The organism is Poseidonibacter antarcticus, assembly GCF_003667345.1.
GTDB classification, from domain to species: Bacteria; Campylobacterota; Campylobacteria; order Campylobacterales; family Arcobacteraceae; genus Poseidonibacter; species Poseidonibacter antarcticus.
In genome coordinates this window covers 67,238-90,301 of sequence record NZ_RCWF01000006.1, presented here as the reverse complement: position 1 = coordinate 90,301, position 23,064 = coordinate 67,238, and the positions used below count along the sequence as shown (strand labels likewise).

Here is a 23,064-nt window from a genome sequence, read left to right as displayed (position 1 = left end):
ACTTAATAAAAGTTTTTATATTTGTATTATATCTCTCTCTTTCTAATAACTTATTTTTCTAGCTTTTCAACTATTTTAATTAGATAGTTTGCAGAGTTAACAGCACTTGATTTTAAAAACTCATCGAAATCAAATCCAGCATCCATATCAGCACTATCAGAAATAGCACGTAATACAAAAAATGGTACATTTAAAGCATCACAAACAACAGCAACACTTGCACCTTCCATTTCTAGAGCATCAGCTTTAAAAGTAGATTCTATAAACTCTTTTCGCTCAGCAGAATGTACGAATTGATCACCTGTAGCAATAGTACCAACAATAACTTTTAAATCATTTTCATTTGCAACTTCTATAGCAGTATCTCTTAACTCTTTAGATGTTTTTACAAATACGCTTCCACCTGGAACAAAACCATTTGGATGACCAAAAGCAGTAATATCTAAATCATGTTGACATAATTTATCAGCAATGATTAAATCACCTATTTTAAGTGTAGGATTAATAGCACCTGCAACACCTGAAAATAATAAAGTATCACAGCCAAATTTTTCAATCATAGTTGTAGCAGTTAAACTAGCAAATACTTTTCCAATTTTTGAATATGCAATTACAATATCTAAACCATTATACGAAACTTCATAATATTTATTATTTGCAAATTCTACTATATTCACATCTTTAAAGTGCGATAAAAGAGGTTCTATTTCCTCTTCCATTGCTCCCATAATAGCTAGTTTAGTCATTTAAAGCCTCTATTGTTTTTTCCAGTGATGCAAAATCACTTACGTTTAAAGTAGGAATTGCTTTACAAATTTTTCTATTTAAACCTTTTAAAACAGCACCATTTCCAAATTCAATAAATGCATCTACATTTGTATTTGCTAAAATTGATTGTTTGTATTTAACAGGTGACGTAAGTTGAGATGATAATAATTCAATTGCATCATCTTTAGTAGTATAACTTTCAGCTGTTACATTTGAAATAACAGGTGAAAATTCGTCTTTTAAATACTCTTCTAAGTATGGTTTTAAGTTTTCAACAGCAGCTGTTAATAGCTCACAATGAGAAGCTACAGACATATCTAAAACAATTGCTCTTTTTGCACCTGCTGCTTTAAATGTATCTACAAGTGATTCTAAATCAGCTTTAAGACCCGCAAGAACAAGTTGTCCATCCATATTATAATTTGCTGGCCAAACTTGTTTACCTTCTTTTCTTTGTACTACACAAATATCTTCAACAACTTTATCATCAAGTCCAACTAATGCCATCATTCCAGCACCACCACCTGAACAAGCATCAACCATAAATAAACCACGTCTATGTACTAATTCAATTGCATCTAAATAATCAAGTCCACCAGCTGATACTAAGGCAGAAAATTCACCTAATGAATGTCCTAAAACAAATTCAGGTTCTATATTATATCTATCTTTAAAAATAGCATTTGCAATTGAAGAAACTAACAAAATTGCAGGTTGTGTAAATTCAGTTTTACCTAAGTTGTCATTTTCTGTAAATAATAATTCTTCGAAATTAACTCCCAATCGCTTACTTGCTTTAGAAATCATATCTTTAGCAATATCACTATTTTCAAAAAAATCTTTTCCCATTCCTATAGATTGTGAACCTTGTCCTGGAAAAATAAAAGCAACTTTTTTCATTGTAATACCTTCTTATTATTAAATTTTTAAATTTGTAGTTTTGTCTTAAAACTATTTTTTAAAGTTAAAAGTGTAGCCCTAAAAAATAGTTTTGCCCAAGTGCATAAATACACTTGGGCAAACTAATATTTTTATTCATTAAAATAATTTACTAATATAGTAATTATTAATGACAACCACAACCACCAGATTGAGGTGCAGATTCATCAGAACTTCCTCCACCACAACAACCACCACCCATAGCAGCCATTCCACCAACAACACCAGTTTGAACTTCTTCTTCACTAGCATCTCTTAAAGAAAGAATTGTAACTGAGAACATTAAAGTTCTTCCAGCCATTGGGTGATTATAATCAATTGTAACTTCTTTATCATCAAAAGATTTTACAAGAACTTGAACAGTTTCACCTTGTTCACCAGTTCCATATAATGACATACCTTCAGCTAATTCAATACCAGCAAATTGTTCAGTTGGTAATGTTTGAATAGCTTCTTCATTATATTCACCGTAACCATCTTTTGGTTCAACTAATACATCAGCAGATTCATTTGCAGTCATTGTTTCAACTTTTGCTTCTAAACCTGGGATAATTTGACCTTTTCCTGTAATAAATTCTAAAGGTGCTGCACCAAGATTTGAGTCTAATTGCTCACCTGTTTTAGCATCTTTTAAATTGTATTCTATTCCAATAACTTTATTTGACATAAATATTCCTTATTATGATTTTATAATTTTGATAAATTTTTCTTAGCTATTTTTGACTCAGATGAATTTGGATAAAGATCTATTAAAGTACTATAAAAACTTTTTGCATTTTCTTTATCTTTTGTTTTTTCAAATGAAATAGCACTGTGCAATAATAATGTAGGCATATAAGCTGCTTGATCATAAAGAATAGCAGATTTTTTAAAATGACTTATTGCAAGGTCATATTTCTTTCTTACATACCACATTTCACCAAGATAATAATTACCTTCAGCTGGTTTATAATTTAATGATACAAGTTGTTCAAACTTTGGAATTGCACTTGTAAAATATTTTTTATTATAATCTTCTTTTGCACTTAGAGATAAGTTCTTTCTATCTGCTGCACTTAAATCTTTTGTTTTTGTTACAACTTCTTTTTTTTCTTTTACTTGAGTAGAAGAAGTTTGTACAATAGGAGTAGATTTAACACCTACTGCTTTTTTTAAAGCTTCAAACTCACTTTTAGTAACAAATTGATTCATATTACTTTTTAATTCACTTTCTGAAATGTATTGAGAATTAATTTTATTAACTAATTTAGAAAGTTTAGAAACTGCTTGTTTTAAAGTACTGATACTTCTTTTAACTTCTTTATCAGTTTCTTCTTTCATATTTAAAAGTTGCTCTGAAACATTCTTAATCTCTTCTGTATCGTTACTATTCTTAGAAACAATATCTGAAGACAAATCAACTTTTTGCATTAACTCATTCATTTTTAAAACTGTAGAGTTTAACTTAGATGAATCGCCTTCGTAAATAGATTCTAAACCTTCTATTCTTTTATTTAATGAATCAATTAATAACTTTACATCACTAACTTTTGAAGTTAATGTATTTAACTTCTTTTGATTCTTAAGAATATACTTTTCAGAAGAGTTTAATCCATAAGGATTTTTTGAATTCAAATCACCAGCCCCAAAAACTGAAACCTCTTGGGCTAAAGCTAATGAACTAGTGATTAAAAAAGATAAAATATATTTATTCATAAAATTATTTAATAAGAGCGTGCTCTACTCTTCTGTTCTTTTGCCAACAAGCAGTTGTTTTAGCAGTACAAGCTGGATTACTTTCACCTAATGTAACTAAAGAGATATTAGCATTAACACCATTATTAATTAATACATCTTTTACAACTTTAGCTCTTTTTAATCCTAATGCATAATTGTACTCATCAGTTCCCCACTCATCTGTATTTCCAGTAACTTTTACAGTTGAACTAGGATTTACAGCAGATAACTTATTTGCATTTGTCATTACAACATCTTTCATAGAAGTTGTTAAATCATACTTATCAAATCCAAAATATACATTCTCAATTAACACTTTTTTACCGTTTATAATATAATAAACTCCATTGTCAGCTTCACCAGCCATTGAAAATGAACCATCAGTAATTTCATTAATTGTTGTATCAGGAATAGTGTTTAAAGCTGATTCAGAACTATTGTCAACAACTTGTTTTGGTGTATTGTCTACAGCCATATCAACATTTTTTTCACTACAACCTGTTGTTAATAAAACAGACGCCACTACTAAAGAGTAAATACTAATTTTTTTCATAAATTTATCCTTAAATTAAAAATTACTATGATTTTACAAAATCATAACTTAATTACCAATCAATTGATTGAATTCTACCATTATTAGATGGAAATAAATAAGATTTGTTAAAATTTAACCTTACAATTCCAATAGAACTTCTACCATTAAATGTTTTCATAAATAAAAGTGATTCACCATCTGCTGAGAATTTTGGGAATTGATTTGTACCACTTGAAGTTAATCTTTTTAAATTATCTGATTTTGTAGACATTAAATACAAATTAAAAGATCTATTTCCTAATTCATTATTTTTATCTTTACTTACATAAACAATATTATCCTTAAAAGCTGTTGCTGAAGAATTATTATTACTATGATAAACTAATTTTTCAACACCTCTAGAATTAATATTCTTTGCGAAAATATTTGGACTACCAAGTCTATCTGAAACAAATACAATTTTTTTATCATCTTCAATAAATTGTCCACCAACATCAATACCACTATATGTTGTAATTCTAGTTTTATTACCTGTATTTACAGAATAAGAATAAATATCTGGTTGTCCATTTGGAGAAGCAGTAATTAATAATTTTGAACCATCATGATTTACATCAGAACAAACAATCATACCATCTGAACTCATAATAATTTTTTTATCTCTATTAAAAATATTTAATTTAACTAAAGTTGGTTTAGAATAGTTATATGATGTATAATAAATACTTCTTTGTTTAGGACTTGCCCATTTTGGGAAAATATTTAAACCACCACTTACAATTGTTTTTTTATATGTTAATGTATAATCTGCAATCATAATATCAGATTTACCTGCACCTTTATATACAGAATATATAACAAATCTATCCATCCATTTTACGCTTGGAGCTTTAAAATAATCGTTAATAGATATTGTAGTTCTATGAGCTAAAAAAGGATATCTATTTTCTCTTGATGAAGTAAAACTCTTTTCTAAAATCATAGCCTGAGCATTGATATCATATAATTTTGTACGTAAACTATAAGCACCTGAGGTATCTTTTGTAGCAGATATATTTAGAAATAAATCTACACCTTCATTTGATAAGGTATTAATATCAGGTAAATCATCATATCTTATAATATTTTGAATATTTAATATTTCAAAATGTCCAGTTATTTCTAAATCTTTAGAAAGCAAATCTTTAATTTTTGTAAGTGTACTAATTTCAGAAGTATCACTCGCTATAGAAATAAGAATTTTCGGTAATGTATTAGCTTTTTTAACAATCTCAAGTTTTGCATCAACTGCTGCAAATAATGTGCTTATCATTAATAGTGTAATTAATAATATTTTTTTCATATTTATCCTTTTGTTTTATATTCAACTTCAATAGTTATAGGTTTACCAAGTTTTGGTTTGGGGTACGTTATACTTTTTTGTTCTTCTAAAAAAGCTTTTAATGAAATATCAAAATCAGTATTTCCTGAATATTTTTCAAACTTATAATCAAAAGTTCCATTTGCACTAATACTAACAAGAATAGTTGCCTTAACATTATCATCTCTTACTAAAGGAACCCAAGCATCTAATAATGCCGAAACCTCAGAAAAGTATTCATCACTTTCTTTACTTTTACTCTTACTTGAACTTCTAACATTTGTTGTAGTTTTTTTATCATTTAATAATTTATCTAATTTTATATTAGAAGATTTTTTTTGTTTTTCAAATTTTGATTTAAATCTCTTAGGATCAATTGATTTTTCAACCTTATTAATTTCTTTTTTTGCTACTTTCTTTGTTTTTGTTTTAACATTAGCAAATAATGACTTTAGATCAGGTTTTTTTTCTGCTGCTTTTGACGCTGACTTTTTTATTTCAACTACTTCTTCTTTTTCTTTTTTTATATCTTCTTTTTTTTCTATTCTTTTCTTATCGCTTTTTTCTACTATTACATCAAGTTCTAAAACGGTAGTATTTATTTTAGTTGCATATTTTTTTACGGGAGGTTTTGAAACATAGTAAATAACTAAGAAACAAATAAAAATGTAAAAAGAAAAAGATATTATTCCTGAGATTAAAAAAGAGGATTTTTTTTGCATAAATTAACCATCAGTTACTAAAGCAACTTTAAAAAATCCAGATTCTTTTACCGATTTTAAAACAAATATAATATCATCATATTGTAATGTTTTATCAGCTCTAATATGCACGGGCGTATTTTTGTCCTTACCATTAACAAATAATAAAAAACTATCTGGGAAATTATTGATTTCATATTTCTTTTTATTAATAATTACAATTCTATCTTTTGTAATAAATATATCTATCTTTTTAAAATCTGAAACTTGTTTTGATTTACTTCCTGTTGGAAGATTTATTGGTTCTTCAAACTCTATTGATGGTGCAGTTACCATTAAAATAGCTAGAAGTACTAACATAATATCAACTAAAGGTGTAATATTTAAGTCTGGTTTTTGATTAAAATCATACACTAGTATTAACCTTTAGCAATTAATATTTGAGATTGAGCCTTAATATAAGTATTTAACTCATAAACTTTTCTTACTAAAATTTGGTGAAAAGTATAAGCAAAAATTGCTACAAAAATACCTGCAGCTGTTGCAACTAAAGCTTCACTTATTGCTGGTGCAATAACTGAAAAAGCAACTTTTGAATGAGTAGAAAATTTTGCAAAAGATTCTAATATTCCTACAACTGTACCAAATAAACCAATAAATGGTGATGTAGATGAGATAATAGCTAACCAAGAAATTCCTTCACTCGCTTCTTTAATAATATTTAATTCACATGCATATAATAATTCTTTTGAATTTGAACTATTTGCACATTTATTTAATGCAGATAAAGGTGAAAAGGTAGCTTCTCTTGAAGTTAAAGATTCTAGTGATTTTTCTTCATTTTTAATTAGTGCTGTAATTGAAAAATATCTATATAAGAAAATCCATATTGTAATGATTAAGTAGATTGACAATAGTGCTAAAACTATATAAGTTATAGCACTACTATTAGTCAAATAATTTAGTATTGTATCAGTCATAAGCTATTATGCGAATGAGTTTATTTTTGCTTCAACTGAGGCAACTGAAACATTAGAATCTTTAACAGAATTAACTAATTTTCTTGCAGCTTCAATATTTTTAGCAATCTTTGAATCTTCTCCAGAAGTTAGTGCAATTGCACCATCTGCTAGAACATCAACCGATTTTTCATCTACTTTAACATGTCCCCAGTTAATGGCAACAGCTTCAGTAGAGTCAGCTTTTTCAATAATAATTACACCAACTGTTAGTGAAGAAACTAATGATGAGTGTCCAGGTAAAACTCCGAACTCTCCCTCTTTTCCAGGAAGAGTTACGGTTTTTACATCATCATTAAAAATTTCTCCATTAGGTGTAACTATTGATAGTTTAATTGTATCCATGTTATGCCTTAATGGTTAATTATTATTTTAAGCTTTCAGCTTTAGCTAAAACTTCGTCAATTCCACCAACCATGTAGAATGCCATTTCTGGAATATCATCATATTTACCTTCTAAGATTCCTTGGAATCCAGCAATAGTATCTTTTAATTCAACATATTTACCTGGTGAACCTGTGAATACTTCTGCAACGAAGAATGGTTGAGATAAATATCTCTCAATTTTTCTTGCTCTTGAAACAACAAGTTTATCAGCTTCTGATAACTCATCCATACCAAGAATAGCAATAATATCTTGTAAATCTTTATACTTTTGAAGAACTGATTGAACACCTCTTGCAGTATCATAATGCTCTTGACCTAAAACTTCTGCACTTAAAATTCTAGAAGTAGAATCTAATGGATCAACTGCTGGGTAAATACCTTTTTCAGCAATTTTTCTGTTAAGTACTGTTGTCGCATCTAAGTGAGCAAAAACAGAAGCAGGAGCTGGATCTGTTAAGTCATCCGCAGGAACATATACAGCTTGTACAGATGTAATTGAACCTTTATTAGTAGATGTAATTCTTTCTTGTAACTTACCCATTTCTGAAGCAAGTGTTGGTTGGTAACCAACTGCTGAAGGAATTCTACCTAATAATGCAGACATTTCTGAACCTGATTGTGCAAATCTAAAGATATTATCAACAAACATTAATACATCAAGACCTTGTTCATCTCTGAAGTATTCTGCCATTGTAAGACCTGTTAGTGCAATTCTATTTCTGGCACCTGGAGGCTCACTCATTTGACCGTAGCACAGTGCAACTTTATCTAATACGTTAGAATCTTTCATTTCGTAATAAAGGTCGTTACCTTCTCTTGTTCTTTCACCAACACCTGCGAATACTGAGTATCCTGAATGTTTGAAAGCAACATTATGGATTAATTCCATGATAATTACTGTTTTACCAACACCAGCACCACCGAATAAACCAACTTTTCCACCTTTTGAATAAGGAGCTAATAAATCAACTACTTTAATTCCAGTTTCAAACATTTCTGTTTTAGTTGATTGTTCTTCAAATGCTGGAGCTTCTCTATGGATAGACCATCTAGGAGTATCTTCAGCAACAGGTGCACCCTCATCAACAGGGTCTCCAATTACATTGAAAATTCTTCCTAATACAGCTTCACCAACAGGAACCTTAATAGGACCTCCTGTAGCTATACATTCTTGACCTCTAGTTAAACCCTCAGTCATATCCATTGCAATAGTTCTTACTCTACTATCACCAATGTGTGCAGCAACTTCTAATACTAATCTGTCAGAATTAGCGTTTGCTAATACTACATCAATAGCTTCATTTATTTCTGGTAGGTAGCCGTCGAATTCAACATCAACAACTGGACCCATTACCTGAATAACTTTACCTTTCATACGCGATGCTCCTTTATATTATTTTAATGATTCTACACCAGAGATAATTTCAATTAACTCTGTTGTAATTGCAGCTTGTCTAGCTTTGTTATATTCTACTGTTAACGAATCAACTTTCTCTTTTGCATTTTTAGTTGCAGCTTCCATTGCTTGCATTCTTGCAGAATGTTCAGCAGCTAAAGAGTCAAGTAGAGCGTAATACATATTGAAATCAATATATTTACCTGTTAATTCATTTAACACTTCTTCATCATCATCTGGTTCAATATTTAACATAGAACTTGATTCTTTTAAATCAACATTATCTAAGCTAATTGGTAACAATTCTCTAACTCTAATTTCTTGAGTTAACATGTTTAAGAATCCATTATAAATAACAATTACTTTATCAGTAATGCCATTGTTAAAGTCTTCTACAACATCTTTAATAAAATCTGCCGCTCTATCATACTCAGGAGCTGAAGATAAATCAGAAATTGCTTGATGTAATTCTACACCTTGAAAGTTAAAGTAATCAACACCTTTTCTCCCAGCAGCTCTTAATCTAACTGTTGTACCTTTTGTACTATATTCGTCCATCATTTTACTAACAGTTTTAATTGTTGCCATATTAAAACCACCGCAAAGTCCTTTATCAGCAGTTACAAAAACAATATCCACTGTTTTTGGATTATCATTTGCAATAAATGCCTTACCGATATTTCCCTCGTCTTGAACTTTGCTAACTTTAGCAGCGATATCAGAAAGAACATCATTTATCTTACCTGCATAACTTCTAGCTTGATCAGACAATTGTCTAGTTCGCGTTAGTTTTGCAGAAGATACAAGCTTCATAGCTTTAGTTGTCTTCTGAGTGTTTTTCACACTACCAATTTGTAATTTAATTTCTTTTAAGTTAGCCATGAACTAATCCTTAGTTTGCACTAAAAATAGTTTTAAACTCTTCTAATGCAGCTTTTAATTCTGCTTCAGTTTCATCATCAAGCTTTTTCTTAGCTTTAATTGCATCTAAAATATTAGTATATTTTTGTTCAAAGAATGCATGTAATTCAGCTTCAAATCTAACAACGTCACCAACAGCAACATCATTTAAGTAACCTTTTACACCAGCGTAAAGAATTACAATTTGTTTTTGAATTACTAAAGGTGAACTTACACCTTGTTTAAGTACTTCAACCATTCTTTGACCAAGTTCAAGTTCTTTTCTTGTAGCTTCATCAAGATCTGATGCAAATTGTGCAAATGCTTCTAATTCTCTAAATTGTGCTAAAGATAATTTTAAAGTACCAGCAACTTGCTTAGTAGCTTTAATTTGTGCAGCTCCACCAACTCTTGAAACTGATAAACCTACATTAATTGCAGGTCTAATCCCTGAGTTAAATAGGTTAGTTTCTAAGAAAATTTGACCATCTGTAATAGAAATTACATTTGTTGGAATATATGCTGCAACATCCCCTGCTTGTGTTTCAATGATTGGTAATGCAGTCATAGAACCAGCACCATTTTCATCTGACATTTTAGCAGCTCTTTCAAGTAATCTTGAGTGAAGGTAAAATACATCCCCTGGGAATGCTTCTCGACCTGGAGGTCTTCGTAATAATAAAGACATTTCTCTATAAGCTACGGCATGTTTAGTTAAGTCATCATAAACGATTAATGCATGTTGACCATTATCTCTGAAGAATTCACCAATAGTAACACCTGTATATGGTGCTAAAAATTGTAATGCAGCAGAATCAGCAGCTCCAGCGTTTACAATAGTAGTATATTCCATTGCTCCAGCTTCTTCTAATGTTCTTACAACAGATGCAACAGTTGATGCTTTTTGACCAATTGCAACATAGATACATTGAACATTCTCACCTTTTTGGTTAAGAATAGTATCAATAGCAACTGTAGTTTTACCAGTTTGTCTATCACCAATAATAAGCTCTCTTTGACCTCTTCCAATTGGAACAAGTGCATCAATTGCTTTAATACCAGTTTGTAATGGTTCATGAACTGATTTTCTAGCCATAATTCCAGGAGCTTTTTCTTCAACTAATCTATCTTCAGTTGATTCAATTGCACCTTTTCCATCAATTGGTTCACCAATTGCATTAACAACTCTACCAGCCATTGCTGCACCTACAGGAGTAGATAATAAAGAACCAAGTCTTTTACAAGAACTTCCTTCTCTTAAACCATTACCTCTACCAAGAACAACAACACCAACTGAAGATTCTTCTAAGTTTAATGTAAGACCTTTGTCTCCATTTTCAAACTCAACAATCTCACCAGCCATAACATTTTTTAGACCATAAATTTGTGCAACACCATCTGCATAAGAGATGATTTTACCAGTTTCATTTACATCTACGTTTAATTCAAAGTTATCAATTCTTTCTTTTATGATCGAACTGATTTCATCAGCTTGAATTTTTGTACCCATTCAATTTCTCCTTTGTTAAGTTCTAAACTGCTTTTAAAATATGATCAATCATTTGTGATTTTAATCTCTCTTTCGAGAAAGAAATTTCAACACCTAATCCATCAATATCTACTTTAATACCATCATAATCACAAACATCTTGAGATAATGATAATTTAACATCAAATTTTTTACTAAATTGGTTTTCAATTGAAGATACATAATCAGAACTAAGTTCTTTATTTGTATAAACAACACCAACATAAGTATTATTCATTTTTGCTATTTGAACATTAAGTTCATCTGCAATAAATGGTAATAATTCTAATCTTCTTTTTTCACCAAGTAATTTAACAAAATTTGTTAAAGTTTTATCAGCTTTTCCTACAAGAGAAAGAACTAATTCAACTTTTTTACTATCTTTTACTTCAGGAGAAGACATAATCGAATTAAATTTTGCATTAGAAAATGCTGTAGAAATACTATTTAAATTATTACTAATTAAAGTAATATTTTTAGCTTCTCTTCCATCAACTAAAGCTTTAACATATTTTTTTGCTACTAAATCATTCATATTAAGCTACCTTTTTTAAAACAATATTAACTAACTCATCTTGAGATAATTTGATATTATCAGATTTTAATAACTCTTCAAGAACTTCTCTAACAACTTCTTTCTTAGCTTTTGACGTTTCAACTTTTATCATCTCTTCTAAATTTTTTTCTAGATTAACAATATCAGCATTAACAGCTACAGATACTTTTTCTTTAACAGAATCTATATCTTTTTTTGCATTTTCAACAATTTCTGCTGCAATTTTATTCGCATCTTCTAATTGTTTTTTAGCTTCATTTACTTTATCTTCAGAAGCTTTTAAAGTATCTTGTACTTTATCAAGTTCTGCTTGAATAGATAAAGATCTTTCAGCAAAATATGCTTTAATTTTATCGGCAAGTAAATACCATAAAATTCCAGCAAATATTATAAAGTTAACGGTTCTTTGAACAATATCTGTTTCAACCGCACCTTCGCTACTTGCAAATAATGCAAGAGGGGCTAAAGCGAATCCAAGTAATAAAATTCTTTTCATATTTCCATTTCCCTTTAAATTGAGCTAAGCTTAGCTTTTAGGCTCTCATTAAATTGAGGCATAGTAGATACTAAAGAATCTCTTAGAGCTTTAGTTTCATCTTGTAAGTTTTTAGCAAATTCCGAAGATTTTGCTTCTAAATCAGATTTAGCACTTGCAAGTTTTGCATCAGCACTCTCTTTGGCTTCCTTATATGCTTGTTCTCTAATAATAGCTGCTTCTTTTTTTGCTTGAGCAATCACATTGTTTGCTTCGGCAATCATTCCATCAACATTAGCACCGTTTGATTTTGCATCTTCTAAATCTTGAGAAATAGAAGCTGCTCTTTCATCCATATGCTTAAGTAATGGTTTGAATAGACAGCTGTTCAGTCTAGCAAGAACTAAAAGAAAGATCACACCAGAGCTAAGCAATAATACAGGACTTATGTCTAACATTCATTCCTCCATATTTTTTACAGTTTAGTTTAACTAAAACTTATATATTTTAGCAAAGTTAACTATAAAATTTTATTAAAGGAAAAAATTAGATTATAAATTTTTAGATTTTGTTACTATTGTAACTTAAAGTAAGACGAAATCTTTTCAATATCATCTTGTGAATTTATTTCTATTTTAAAATAATTCTTCTCAGCCTTGACTTTTAGGTTATTTGATTGAAGTTTTGATAATACATTACTTAATGGTTTAAAATCAAAATTAGCCTTTTTATTGCTTTTCTTAACTTTAGGGTTATTCTTTTCTTTTAACTCTTTTACAAGCTTCTCTGTCTCTCTAACTGACAACTTCTGTCCAATTATAGAATCACATACCATTTTCTGTTCATTTGAGCTTAAACCTAACATAATTTTAGCATGCCCTGCAGTAATCTTATTATTTGCAAGAAACTGCTGTACGTATGAGTCTAATTGTAACAATCTTAAAGTGTTTGTTATTGAGGTTCTGCTTTTAAAAACTTTTTTTGATAATTCTTCATGTGTAATATTATGTTCATTTATTAACTGAGCATATGAATATGCTAATTCAACAATATTTAAATCATCTCTTTGAATATTTTCAATTAATGCATATTCTCTTAATTTAAAAGTATCAATATCTAAAACAATAGATTTTACAGTTTCTAGATTTGCTAATTTATGAGCTCTTAATCTTCTTTCCCCTGAAACTAAAGTAAAAGTATCATCATCATTTGGAATTACTGTAATTGGTTGTAATAAACCATGTTCAAGAATAGAAGAACTTAATTCTTCTAGTTTTTCTTCATCAAATATTTTTCGGGGTTGATTTGGGTTAGCTTGTATTAAAGACACATCTAAATCTATTACTTTTGAAGTATAATCATATTTATTATTATTTCCATAAGCTGATTCTACTTCACCTAATAACTCTCCTAATCCTCTACCTAATGCCATGAGTTTTCCTAGTTGTAATATTAATTTTAATTTTATAAACTATGCAGTAATTGCACGAGCAAGATTTATATACGCCTTAGTACCACTTGCACTTGCATCATATAACATAATTGGTTTCCCAAAACTTGGACTTTCTGCAAGTTTAACATTTCGGGGAATTACTACATATGAACTTTCATCTATTTTAAATAATTTATTTTCAAAATGCTGTGCTAAATCTGCGAACACTTGTTTTGATAAATTATTCTGTGAAGAATACATTGTAGGAAGGAAACCTCTTATTTGTAAAGTTTTATTTATTGTTTGTTTTACCAATTTAATAGTACTTAATAATTGTGCTAAACCTTCTAATGCAAAAAACTCACATTGGATTGGAATAAGTACAGAATTTGAAGCACTTAATGTATTAATTGTAATTGGTCCAAGAGCAGGAGGTGAATCAATAATAATATAATCAAAATCTTTTTTAATTGGATCGATTTTCCTTTTTAGGACTAATTCTCTCTCTTTTGTATTTTTATAAAACTCTTTTTCAATTCCTACTAGTCCAATATTCGATGGTGCAACTTTTAAGTTTTCAATTTCTGAATCTAGAATAATTTCATTTAACTCTTTAGTTCCTAACATTACATGATAAATATTGTACTCATAAGTATCCCTATGGAAACCTAGAGATGTTGTTGCATTAGCTTGAGGATCAGCATCAATTAGTAATACCCTCTTACCTTCTAACGCTAGTGCAGCACTTAAATTAACAGCAGTAGTAGTTTTACCTACTCCACCTTTTTGATTAGCTATTGCTATAATTTCTGTCATCTTAAACTGAATACCTTTTTATTGTTGACTTCTATTGACCCATCTTCATTTAATATCGCATTTTCTAATGAAACTTTTTGATTATCAATGCTAGCTTGGTACTTTTTACTGTTTTCGAATTCTATCTTAAAATCGCTAAAAACTTGCTTCCATGAATATTTTCTTTCTAATTTATCGAAGTATAATTCTAAAATTTTATTTGAATTTATATTTATATCTAACTTACCAAAATCTTCACTTACAGATATTAAATTTAATCCAATTCCACAATAAATTAAATCATTAGAAATTGTTGTAATTGTTCCACCAATTTTCTTATCATTAATATAAAAATCATTTGGCCATTTTAACCATACATTTGATTTATTTTCTTTTAAAACTTGTTTTAATAGATAAGAAAAATATATTGATGCACTTTGAATTGGTAAATCATTTGGTAAATCATTTTTAGATATAACAAAAGAAAAAAATAAATTACCTTTTGTTCCCTGCCAAGAATTTCCTCGACTTCCTATTCCATTAGTTTGATTATCTGTTTGTATACAAAGTGTTTGTGAAAAAGAATTATTTTTTATATAATCTTTCAAATATCTATGTGTTGAATCAATTTCATTTAATTTAATTATTCTCATTGTAAAAGTATACATAATAACTTTACAAGATAATATTAAATATAATTACAAAAAGGCTATTATGTTAGATCCAGTTTTACCAATTGCAATATATCTTCTTCTAGGTTATTTATTTAAACTAGTTTTTCACGATAATTCAAAACAATTAATTGAGTTTATAATATATTTTTCTCTTCCTGCTATTGTATTCTCAAAAATTTATCCATTAACATTAGATGAAAAAATATTTGGATTAATTTTAATGTTTATATGTTTTATTTTATTCAATTTAGCACTTTCTTATTTTATTGGTAGATTAATGAAGCTAAATAAATTATTGTTAGCAACTTTTATGATTATGTCCACTTTTGGGAATACCTCTTTTATTGGTTTTTCATATATTGATGCTTTTTATGGACAAGATTATATTGTATATGGTCTTATTTATGATTTATTTGGTTCATTTTTATTACTAGTTTCAGTTGGTATGTTTATTATTACTTGGGGAAGTGGAAGAAAAAATGATACTAAATCAATATTTAAAAGTGTTTTACTATTTCCGCCATCACTTATGTTTTTTATAACAATAATAGCTAAGAATTTTGAAGTACCAAATTTTTTAATTTTAACAAGTCAAACTTTAGGAGCAACACTTGTTCCTATTGCTATGATTGCAATTGGTATGAAACTTGAACTTAAACATATTTTTGTAAAATTTCATATTGTTTCAATGGCAATGATATTAAAAATGGTAATTGTTCCAATTATTGTACTTATTGGATTTCAGCTTTTCTATGGAATAGATCAAACTTGGGTAAAAGTTACAATTATTGAAGTTGCAATGCCACCTATGACTATGGCAACTGTTTTAGCTATAAAAGGTGGATTAGATGAGAATGTTGCTATAAATTCTCTTGTATTAGGAGTATTAGCAAGTCTTTTAACAATAACTGCATATACAAGTTATTTAGGATAAAAGATGAAAAACGATATTTATTTTAAAATATCGTCTTTTTCTAATCTTTGACCTCTAATATAATCAGAAGAATTCAAAGCTTTTTTAGATGGAGCTTGTAAAGTTTTTATTTTTAAACTACCTTTTGTACATCCAATTAAAACAAAATCTTTTTCAATTTGTAAAATTGAACCTTCAATATTAGAAGATTCATTTTCAATAAATTCAATATTTTTTAATTTTAATCCAGAAGCTAGAAAAACTCCAGGCCAATAAGAATAAGCTTTATATTTCAAAAAAAGTGCTTTTGCTGATGAAAAATCAACTAAACCATCATCTTTCTTAATTTTTTTACAAAAACTAACTTCAGTTTCATCTTGTTTTTTTGGTTGTATATTTTCAAAATTATCTAAAGTTGTAATAGTAAGTTTAGCTGCAATATCTGATAATTTATCAAATGCAACATCAACTTCCATAGTAGGAGTGATTTTTAAATATTGTAAGCCTAAAATATCACCTGAATCTAAACCCTCTTCCATAAACATAGAAGTAACACCTGTAAAATAATCATCATTTAAAAGTGACTCTTGAATAGGAGATGCTCCTCTATATTTAGGTAATAGTGAAGCATGAAGATTTATACAAGGAGCTATATCTAAAATCTCTTTTGGTAATATTTGCCCATAAGCAGCAACAATTATAAAATCTGGTTTTAACTCTTTTATTTGTAAAACAGCTTCATTATTTCCTCTTAATCTTTCTGCTTGAAAAATTGGAAATTCTAAATTTTTATCAATACAAAATTGTTTAATATGAGGAGCTGTTAAAACTTGTTTTCTTCCAACTGGCTTGTCAGGTTGAGTAAAAAGTCCTACAATTTCATAAGAACTATTAATTAATTCTTGAAATATTCTAGTTGCATAATCTGGAGTACCCATAAAAAGTATTTTTTTACTCATTATTTTTCCTTAAATTGAAGTTTTAGCTTGAAAAAGAGTTCCACTATTATGATTATCATAAAGTAAATAATCATAAGCATTTTTCAAATCAAATCCAGATGATAAATACATCTTTTTATTTCTTTTAATTAAAAAATTTGCAGCTTTTAATTTAGTAACAATTCCACCTGTTGCAAATTCTGAATTTGGATTATGTTTTACTTTAAGTTCTTCTTCATCTATAGAATTTATGATTTTTATCATTTTGGCATTTTCATTTTCATGAGGATTTGAATCATAAAATCCATCAACATCACTTAAAATTGCTAGCATATCTGCATCAAAAAAATATGCTGCATGAGCACCTAATTGATCATTATCACCAAATAAAAGCTCTTCATTTGCAATAACATCATTTTCATTTACAATAGGAACAACATTATTTTCTAATAATATTTCCATTACAGATTTTGCATTTGCTGACCTTTTACGTGAATCAAAATCATCTGCAACTAAAAGCATTTGAGCACAATTAATATTATGTTGTGCAAATCTTTTTTTATAATATTTCATTAACAAAGGTTGACCAATTGCAGCCAATGCTTGTCTATTTAAAATTTTTGTTCTATCTAAATTTAACTTAGTATTTCCAGAAGCTACGGCGCCTGAAGATACTAAAATCACTTCAAAATTTTTCTCTTTTTTTAGTTTAGCTATAAAATCAACCAAGTTATTTAGTCTATCAATAGCTAATTCAGTACCTTCTCTTAATACTGCACTACCAACTTTTATAACTAATCGTTTCATTTGTTTTGTTCCAATAAATTATAAAGTGCATAAGTAATTGATTTTGTATTTTTTCTTGTTACTGAAGAAATTGGTAATACAAAAAATGGTTTACTATTATCAAATCTTGAATAAGTTAAATCTTGAGCATAATATGGATATTCTTTATCAAAACCAAACTCATTTGATGTTGAACATTCAAGTCCAATATCTGTAATAAATTGTTTAATTTCACCTTCTAAATCTTCACCATAATATCCATCAATTTTACTTAAAGCAATTGCATAGTTTCTTCCAGCTAATTCATTTGAAAATTTAGAAACTTCTTGTTTCAATACAGTATATTGATCAAGCATAGTTCTATGATTTGCAACATCAATCATAAATAGTAAAGTTTTAGTTCTTTCAATATGTTTTAAAAACTCTAATCCTAATCCTTTACCATCAGCTGCTCCATCAATAATTCCTGGAATATCTGCCATTACAAATGAATTATAATCTCCAACTTCAACAACACCTAACTTAGGAGTTAAAGTTGTAAATTCATAATTTGCAATTTCAGGATTTGCATTTGATGTAGTAGAAATTAATGTTGATTTTCCAACATTTGGATAACCAACAAGTCCAACATCTGCAATTAATTTTAATTCTAATCTAATATTTTTACTAAGTCCTGGAAGACCTGGTTGAAAATATGTCGGTCTTTGATTTCTTGAGTTTTTAAAATGAACATTTCCAAGTCCACCTTTCCCACCTTCAAGAATTTTAACTTTTTGACCTTCTTCTAATAAATCAAGTAAAACTTCACCTGAATCATCATCAATAACTTGTGTCCCAGGTGGTACAACTAAAACTAACTCATCAGCAGATTTACCAGTCATTCTTGATCCCATACCTGCTTTACCGTTATCAGCTTTAAATAATTTTCGCCCTTTATAGTTTGATAATGTATCAGTATTAGAATCTACTAAAAAGTAAACATCTCCACCTTTTCCACCATCCCCACCATCAGGACCACCTTTTGTAACAAACTTTTCTCTTCTGAATGATGAACAACCTTGTCCACCTTTTCCCGAATGAACTACGAATCTAGCATTATCTATAAACATTTTAACCTCACCTTTGTGAAAAATAAAAAATCAATACTCTATTAACTTTTTATTTTCCATATTATACATATAAAAAAAGGGTGCTAGCAAATTTGCCAACACCCTTTTAAAAAACCAAAAAAGTTCAGAATTACGAAGCGTAAACTGAAACTTTTTTTCTTTTTTTATCTTTAATCTCAAATTTAACTACACCGTCAATTAAAGCATAAATTGTGTGGTCTTTTCCGATACCAACATTTTGTCCAACATGAACTTTAGTACCTCTTTGTCTAATAATAATATTACCAGATCTTACTACTTCACCACCATATTTCTTAACACCAAGTCTTCTACCTGCTGAATCTCTATTATTCTGCGTACTTCCTTGACCTTTCTTATGTGCCATAGTTTATCTCCTTTAACTTATTTATGCTTATGCAGCGATTTTAGTAATTCTAATTTTAGTGAAGCTTTTTCTGAAACCTCTTTTTAACTTAGAATCTTTTCTTCTTCTTTTTTTGTAAATGATAACTTTTCTGTCTCTATTTACACCTGTACCATCTAATACTACTTCTGCTTCAACTTTTGCATTTGATACAGCATCACCTGTAACTAACTCACCATTGTTTACAGCTAATACATCAGTAATTTCTAGTGTTTCTTTTGCAGCTTTACCAGTATAATCAATATCTAAAATATCACCTTCAGAAACTTTATACTGTTTTCCACCACATTTGATAATTGCGTACATTTTTTTTCCTCTAAATTAACTTCTCTTGTGTTAACTTCATTTTTATTAATGCTAACTTTATTTTGAACGTGAATAGTATCTAAAGTTAGTTTAAACTTTCTTTAAGACAATTACCTTTTATCTATAATCTGATGCAGTTGCAATACAATCAACCATAATCATCGATCCAATTGGTAATCCATTTGTTGAGATTGTACTTCTTGCTGGCTTATGATCACCAAAAGCTTCTGCAAATAATACATTAACAACACCAAAATCATCAATATTCTCTAAATATACTGATACTTTTATTACTTCTTCCATTCCACTATCTGAATCTTCTAGTAATGTTCTTAAATTTGATAATACCTGTCTAGTTTGAATTTTAATATCTCTTTCAACCATTGTACCATCTAAAGTTATAGGAACTTGCGCTGATGTATATACCAAACCATTAACTTTAACAGCAGGCGAATAAGGACCTATTGCTGAGGGTAAATTATCACTTTGAATTAATTTCATATTATTTCCTCTTTAATTTTTAAAAACTTTTTTCGTATTCTACAAAAAACAATCTAGAATAGAAATTAAACTTATAAATTAATTATAAATTATAAATTATAACTAACTAATTTCCCATGTCTTAATTGGTAAATATTATCTTTTATTTTTCTAATCATATTCACTTTTTCTCTAAACTCATAATTTTTATCATATGATATGGCAGTTAATTTATTTGTATAAAATTTATATAGTAATGTAAGTAACTCTTTATTTAATCTTTCATCATCATAATTTTCTAGTTTTTCATTTAAACTAATAGCATTTAATGAAATATTATCTATATCATTTAATAATAACTCAAATTGATTTCTATGTGTTTCAAACATTGATGAATCAACAATATCTAAAACAGCATCTAATCTTGATGGTTTTTCTAAAATTGATTTAATAATACATAATTCAGCTATATCAATTTTTGATAAATTTGCATCATCTCTTCGTTCAAAAGAATTATTACTTACTTTTACTAAGTTTTCTCGTATATTTAATTTTTGTGCAATATATCTTTTATACTCATCTTGATAAATCACACCTAATGACTGTAAATAATCATTAGCTTCTATTAAAGCTTTTTGTTTTTGTGATGGATTGTTTATTTCATATTTAGAAATAATATAATCAATTGCATAGGGAATAAAAGGTATTGGTGTTTTAAATATATTATTTAATTCTTCAGTTTTTCCATCTTTTACCATATCAGCTGGATCTATACCTTCTCCAAAGATTACAACGCCACCTTCAAACTCACTTTGAGATAACATAACTGAAGCCTTAAAAGCAGCAGCAAGTCCTGGTTTGTCTCCATCATAAGCTAATATAATTTTAGGTTCGCCTCTTCTTATAAGTGGTAAATGGTCTTTTGTTAATGCAGTTCCTAGTGTTGCTACTGCTGTGTTGAAACCTGCTTGGTGTAACATTATTACATCGAGATAACCTTCACAAACAATTAATTCATTTTTTTTATAAATAAACTCTTTTGCTAAGTGATACCCATATAAAAGTCTTGACTTATTAAATACCTTTGTTTGAGGAGAATTTACATATTTTGCATTGTGTCCAGTAATTGTTCGTCCACCAAAACCAACCATTTTCCCATTTATTCCATAAATAGGAAAAGTAATTCTTTCAATAAATCTTGAATATAATCCATTTGCACCCGTATCAATAATTCCTAAATCAATAGCATCAGGTAAATTATAATGATTTGATTTTAAATATTTAATTGTATCAGCAGATGCAGGAGCATAACCTATTTCAAATTTTTCAATTGAGAATTCTGAAATTCCCCTACTTAAAATATACTCTTTTGCTTTTTGATTATTTACAAATAATCTTTGATAAAATTTATTAACATCTTCTAATACTCTAATATCTTGTTTTTTTGTATTAACATTATCATATTCAAGATTTATATTATTCATTGAAGCTAATTTTTCGATAGCTTCTGGATAAGATAGTTTTTCATATTCCATCACAAACTTAATAGAATCACCACCTGCTCCACATCCAAAACAATGATATATTTGTTTTGCGGGACTTACTACAAAAGAAGGTGTCGATTCTCCATGAAAAGGACAACATGCTTTAAAATTAGCACCTGATTTTTTAACTTCTATAAATTGTGAAATAACATCAACAATATCAAGATTATTTTTTAAATTTTCAATTGACTCTTTTTTTATCATTTCGGATTATATCACTTTATTTTTTTATATGTACTTTTATGATAATATCACTTCTTAAAAAGATAAAGAACAAGGCTTTTAATGGATAATATAGTTTTAGAATATAGAGACCCATTGTTTAGTATAATAATACTTGTTGCACTTGTATTTGTCATATCATTTTTTGCGTATTCTTATGGAATATATAGAGAACGAATAGCACGAAAAGACTATAGAAAACTATCCCGCAGATTTGAACTTGGAAAATTAAAAGAAGAAGATTATGTACATTTATATAAAACTTATAATCTCCCTTTTGACTCAATACTTTTATTAGCTTCATCTTTTTTACATAAAGGTGATTACAATAAAGCAATTAATGTATATTTAACACTTCTAGAACATGTAAATGATAGAGTGAAAAAAGAAGAACTTTTAGAATTACTTGGAATTACATATTTCAAATGTGGTTTTTTACAAAGATCAAAAGATGTATTTATGCGAATATTAAAATTTTCTCCAAGAAATAAAAAAGCCTTAACATATTTACTAATAATCCATGAAAAATTAAAAGATTTCAAAAAAGCTAAAGAAATAACATCTTGTTTAAAAGAATTAGATAAAAATGTATCAAAAGATGAAACTTATTTAGATGCACTCATCATATTAAATGATCCTCTTTCTTCTTATGATAAAAGAATTGAACTTCTTCATAAAATATATAAAAAGGATAAAAGTATTCAAAGATTGTTTGTACAATTTTTATTACAGTTTAATAGCACATATTTTTGGAATCATCTAGAAGAATTTAACCCTAAATCATTTATTGATTTAATGTGGTATCTAAATTATGATGATATTAATTTCAAAAAAGTTTCTACAAATGATTTTTTACTTGAATTATACAATGCTAAAGGTTATTTAAATAATTTAGAGCATAGTGAAGATTTTATTTTTGATATTTTAATATTATTACATAAACATTCAAAAAAAGTAAAAGCAACTTTAGATTTTGAATTTGTATGTTCATCATGTAAACAAACACACCCTATTTATGAGAATAGATGTCCACACTGTCATAATATTTTAACTTTTAGCGTAAATCATACGCTAAGTAAATCATTAGATCAAGCTGTTCAATCATTACAATAATAAAACAAAAATCTTCTTTTGTTATTTTCATAATAAAAGATGTGCTAT

Annotated in this window: 28 protein-coding genes; 2 read left to right on the top strand and 26 right to left on the bottom strand. The window is 28.2% G+C overall.

Annotated features, from left to right (window positions below; translation table 11 throughout):
* Positions 1-50: 50 nt before the first annotated feature.
* From D9T19_RS08815 to D9T19_RS08725, 19 genes are all read right to left on the bottom strand, one after another.
* Positions 51-746 carry a 5'-methylthioadenosine/adenosylhomocysteine nucleosidase gene (locus D9T19_RS08815; RefSeq protein WP_121627870.1) on the bottom strand — a complete coding sequence of 232 codons (696 nt, stop codon included), beginning with the start codon at positions 744-746 and terminating at the stop codon, positions 51-53.
* Positions 739-1,668 carry an ACP S-malonyltransferase gene (gene fabD, locus D9T19_RS08810; RefSeq protein WP_121627869.1) on the bottom strand — a complete coding sequence of 310 codons (930 nt, stop codon included), beginning with the start codon at positions 1,666-1,668 and terminating at the stop codon, positions 739-741. Before fabD ends, D9T19_RS08815 begins: the two co-directional genes overlap by 8 nt.
* 166 nt (positions 1,669-1,834) lie before the next feature.
* Positions 1,835-2,374 carry an FKBP-type peptidyl-prolyl cis-trans isomerase gene (locus D9T19_RS08805; protein ID WP_121627868.1) on the bottom strand — a complete coding sequence of 180 codons (540 nt, stop codon included), beginning with the start codon at positions 2,372-2,374 and terminating at the stop codon, positions 1,835-1,837.
* A gap of 20 nt (positions 2,375-2,394) precedes the next feature.
* A complete protein-coding gene (locus D9T19_RS08800) occupies positions 2,395-3,402 on the bottom strand; it encodes a tetratricopeptide repeat protein (RefSeq protein ID WP_121627867.1) in 1,008 nt (335 codons plus the stop codon).
* A 4-nt stretch (positions 3,403-3,406) separates the two neighbouring features.
* Positions 3,407-3,976 carry an OmpA family protein gene (locus D9T19_RS08795; protein WP_121627866.1) on the bottom strand — a complete coding sequence of 190 codons (570 nt, stop codon included), beginning with the start codon at positions 3,974-3,976 and terminating at the stop codon, positions 3,407-3,409.
* A gap of 52 nt (positions 3,977-4,028) precedes the next feature.
* Positions 4,029-5,300: a Tol-Pal system protein TolB gene (gene tolB, locus D9T19_RS08790; protein ID WP_121627865.1), complete on the bottom strand. Its 1,272-nt coding sequence runs from the start codon at positions 5,298-5,300 to the stop codon at positions 4,029-4,031.
* A 2-nt stretch (positions 5,301-5,302) separates the two neighbouring features.
* Entirely contained in the window at positions 5,303-6,040 is a 738-nt protein-coding gene (locus D9T19_RS08785; RefSeq protein ID WP_121627864.1) for a TonB C-terminal domain-containing protein, read from the bottom strand.
* A gap of 3 nt (positions 6,041-6,043) precedes the next feature.
* A complete protein-coding gene (locus D9T19_RS08780) occupies positions 6,044-6,379 on the bottom strand; it encodes a biopolymer transporter ExbD (protein WP_438942776.1) in 336 nt (111 codons plus the stop codon).
* A 59-nt stretch (positions 6,380-6,438) separates the two neighbouring features.
* On the bottom strand, positions 6,439-6,933 hold the full coding sequence (locus D9T19_RS08775) for a MotA/TolQ/ExbB proton channel family protein (protein WP_228197995.1): 495 nt from the start codon (positions 6,931-6,933) through the stop codon (positions 6,439-6,441).
* Positions 6,934-7,005: 72 nt separating this feature from the next.
* The gene (atpC, locus tag D9T19_RS08770; protein WP_121627861.1) at positions 7,006-7,383 is read right to left on the bottom strand and encodes an ATP synthase F1 subunit epsilon; all 378 of its coding nucleotides are present in this window, start codon (positions 7,381-7,383) and stop codon (positions 7,006-7,008) included.
* A gap of 22 nt (positions 7,384-7,405) precedes the next feature.
* On the bottom strand, positions 7,406-8,800 hold the full coding sequence (atpD, locus tag D9T19_RS08765) for a F0F1 ATP synthase subunit beta (protein WP_121627860.1): 1,395 nt from the start codon (positions 8,798-8,800) through the stop codon (positions 7,406-7,408).
* Positions 8,801-8,818: 18 nt separating this feature from the next.
* Positions 8,819-9,703, bottom strand: a complete 885-nt coding sequence (gene atpG, locus D9T19_RS08760; RefSeq protein ID WP_121627859.1) for an ATP synthase F1 subunit gamma — start codon at positions 9,701-9,703, stop codon at positions 8,819-8,821.
* Positions 9,704-9,713: 10 nt separating this feature from the next.
* Positions 9,714-11,231 (bottom strand): F0F1 ATP synthase subunit alpha, encoded by a 1,518-nt coding sequence (atpA, locus tag D9T19_RS08755; protein WP_121627858.1) that lies wholly within the window; start codon positions 11,229-11,231, stop codon positions 9,714-9,716.
* Between the two features lie 22 nt (positions 11,232-11,253).
* The gene (locus D9T19_RS08750) at positions 11,254-11,784 is read right to left on the bottom strand and encodes a F0F1 ATP synthase subunit delta (RefSeq protein ID WP_121627857.1); all 531 of its coding nucleotides are present in this window, start codon (positions 11,782-11,784) and stop codon (positions 11,254-11,256) included.
* Between the two features lies 1 nt (position 11,785).
* The gene (locus tag D9T19_RS08745) at positions 11,786-12,301 is read right to left on the bottom strand and encodes a F0F1 ATP synthase subunit B (protein ID WP_121627856.1); all 516 of its coding nucleotides are present in this window, start codon (positions 12,299-12,301) and stop codon (positions 11,786-11,788) included.
* A 14-nt stretch (positions 12,302-12,315) separates the two neighbouring features.
* The gene (locus D9T19_RS08740; RefSeq protein ID WP_121627855.1) at positions 12,316-12,738 is read right to left on the bottom strand and encodes a F0F1 ATP synthase subunit B family protein; all 423 of its coding nucleotides are present in this window, start codon (positions 12,736-12,738) and stop codon (positions 12,316-12,318) included.
* A 116-nt stretch (positions 12,739-12,854) separates the two neighbouring features.
* Positions 12,855-13,712, bottom strand: a complete 858-nt coding sequence (locus D9T19_RS08735; protein ID WP_121627854.1) for a ParB/RepB/Spo0J family partition protein — start codon at positions 13,710-13,712, stop codon at positions 12,855-12,857.
* 39 nt (positions 13,713-13,751) lie between these two features.
* Entirely contained in the window at positions 13,752-14,528 is a 777-nt protein-coding gene (locus tag D9T19_RS08730; protein ID WP_121627853.1) for a ParA family protein, read from the bottom strand.
* Positions 14,525-15,160 carry a biotin--[acetyl-CoA-carboxylase] ligase gene (locus tag D9T19_RS08725; RefSeq protein ID WP_121627960.1) on the bottom strand — a complete coding sequence of 212 codons (636 nt, stop codon included), beginning with the start codon at positions 15,158-15,160 and terminating at the stop codon, positions 14,525-14,527. Before D9T19_RS08725 ends, D9T19_RS08730 begins: the two co-directional genes overlap by 4 nt.
* 61 nt (positions 15,161-15,221) lie before the next feature.
* Between D9T19_RS08725 and D9T19_RS08720 the strand changes: the two genes are divergently transcribed.
* A complete protein-coding gene (locus D9T19_RS08720) occupies positions 15,222-16,115 on the top strand; it encodes an AEC family transporter (RefSeq protein WP_121627852.1) in 894 nt (297 codons plus the stop codon).
* Positions 16,116-16,132: 17 nt separating this feature from the next.
* On the opposite strand, the gene fmt is transcribed toward D9T19_RS08720, so the two are convergent.
* The 7 genes from fmt to dnaG all read right to left on the bottom strand — a co-directional run bounded on the left by fmt (position 16,133) and on the right by dnaG (position 21,885).
* On the bottom strand, positions 16,133-17,053 hold the full coding sequence (gene fmt, locus D9T19_RS08715) for a methionyl-tRNA formyltransferase (protein ID WP_121627851.1): 921 nt from the start codon (positions 17,051-17,053) through the stop codon (positions 16,133-16,135).
* 9 nt (positions 17,054-17,062) lie between these two features.
* A complete protein-coding gene (proB, locus tag D9T19_RS08710; protein ID WP_121627850.1) occupies positions 17,063-17,839 on the bottom strand; it encodes a glutamate 5-kinase in 777 nt (258 codons plus the stop codon).
* Positions 17,836-18,927, bottom strand: a complete 1,092-nt coding sequence (obgE, locus tag D9T19_RS08705; RefSeq protein WP_121627849.1) for a GTPase ObgE — start codon at positions 18,925-18,927, stop codon at positions 17,836-17,838. Before obgE ends, proB begins: the two co-directional genes overlap by 4 nt.
* 130 nt (positions 18,928-19,057) lie before the next feature.
* Positions 19,058-19,312: a 50S ribosomal protein L27 gene (gene rpmA / locus D9T19_RS08700; RefSeq protein WP_121627848.1), complete on the bottom strand. Its 255-nt coding sequence runs from the start codon at positions 19,310-19,312 to the stop codon at positions 19,058-19,060.
* Between the two features lie 27 nt (positions 19,313-19,339).
* On the bottom strand, positions 19,340-19,657 hold the full coding sequence (gene rplU, locus D9T19_RS08695; RefSeq protein WP_121627847.1) for a 50S ribosomal protein L21: 318 nt from the start codon (positions 19,655-19,657) through the stop codon (positions 19,340-19,342).
* Between the two features lie 117 nt (positions 19,658-19,774).
* Positions 19,775-20,158 (bottom strand): Rid family detoxifying hydrolase, encoded by a 384-nt coding sequence (locus tag D9T19_RS08690; RefSeq protein WP_121627846.1) that lies wholly within the window; start codon positions 20,156-20,158, stop codon positions 19,775-19,777.
* Between the two features lie 89 nt (positions 20,159-20,247).
* Positions 20,248-21,885, bottom strand: coding sequence for a DNA primase (dnaG, locus tag D9T19_RS08685; RefSeq protein ID WP_121627845.1), 1,638 nt, complete (start codon positions 21,883-21,885; stop codon positions 20,248-20,250).
* Between the two features lie 81 nt (positions 21,886-21,966).
* On the opposite strand from dnaG, the gene D9T19_RS08680 reads away from it, so the two are divergent.
* Entirely contained in the window at positions 21,967-23,016 is a 1,050-nt protein-coding gene (locus tag D9T19_RS08680; protein ID WP_121627844.1) for a tetratricopeptide repeat protein, read from the top strand.
* The last annotated feature ends 48 nt before the right edge of the window (positions 23,017-23,064 follow it).